Genomic DNA, 1,332 nt, shown 5'->3' with positions numbered 1-1,332 from the left:
TGGGCGAATTGTAGTTTTTGAGTTGTCGTTTGGGAAGACAACAACTCTACTACAGAGCGCCCTCTCTCTTCATACTCTTGTTTTGGCGAAGGTATTGCCTGTATTCAGGCATTATGCTGACTCGTCTATACAGAGCGACTGCATCGCCATTTGTCTGTACTCATCCAAACCCGACTTTAGCGCAAATTCTGCAATGTCTATCGCAAAAGTGGCATTCAGTTCAATCACATGCTCTGCCATCTTTGACCATGTGTGTCCACCTGCCTCTGCATATGCTGAGATTAGCTTATTGAGACCATCTTGACCAAACGTGCGGTGATGAGCCATAAAATCTCTGGCTGGGTCAGTGACAGATGCCTCAGTCCAGTCGATAAATCCGGTCACTTGCGCTTGTGCATCAATCAGAATGTGACCAGCATGTAAATCACCATGAGTTAAAACCGTTTCTTGCATCCAAATTTCATCGTTATAAAGCCAGGACTGCCAGCGTTCCCACAAGGTCTGACCGACACCAAATTCACTCTTGACTGCATCCATTCTGTGCTTCATCTCAACACGAACTTCTTCGGCAGTTTTCACAGGAAGACCCACTGCTTGTGCTTTCTCAACGCTAACTTGATGCAAGGAAACGATGCCCTTCGCTAACGACTCATGAAATTGATCAGGCACGTTCGCGAGGTCAATCTCCCACACATAAGCTTTTGCTTCTGGATCTATCCTACCTGCTGGTACACCGTTTAATGCCCGATAAGCAATCAGTTCATCGGTGCAAATTGTCCATCGTGGCACGTCCACACTGAGAAGTGGAGCAATCAGTTCCAGCGTTTGTTTTTCCTTATTTACTGATGGTAGAACATCCTCTCGCCGAGGAAGACGTAGAATCCAGCGTACTCCATCTGCATCCACTGCTAACACTACTTGAAAATCAAGACCCGATTCATTAAATTGAATGGAATCTTTCTCGATTGTCAAGCCGCTCTTATAAGCTAACTCCAGCACTTCTTGCCGTGATTTTACATTTTTGATCATGTCACCATAAGCGATCGCACACGAACCTGTAAGCTTCATCAAGCATACTACATGATACTACAGAACCGCAATGGCTTGAAATCCGAACACTCGCAAATAAATTTTAGGTTACGTTCCTACTCAAGACTTAGCTGTATAACTATTTATTACACGAAAACTTTCCGTATATCTTTTTCTCAATCCCAATATATCAAGCATTACTATCGATACAGCACTTGCGTCTGTTATGAGGTACAATCAATTAAAATATAAATCCCTTTAAATGAAGTCATACTCTGTCGATCTTCGAGAAAAAATAGTTGC

General features: G+C 43.3%; 1 protein-coding gene. It reads right to left on the bottom strand.

The features are described 5' to 3' along the window. Window positions 1–111: 111 nt before the first annotated feature. Window positions 112–1,029 (bottom strand): macrolide 2'-phosphotransferase, encoded by a 918-nt coding sequence (locus HCR01_RS37900; protein WP_193201011.1) that lies wholly within the window; start codon window positions 1,027–1,029, stop codon window positions 112–114. Window positions 1,030–1,332 lie beyond the last annotated feature (303 nt).

The organism is Nostoc sp. MG11, assembly GCF_014904695.1.
GTDB lineage: Bacteria > Cyanobacteriota > Cyanobacteriia > Cyanobacteriales > Nostocaceae > Komarekiella.
Note: the sequence above shows the minus strand (reverse complement) of the source record. Positions and strands in the feature narration are given on the sequence as shown.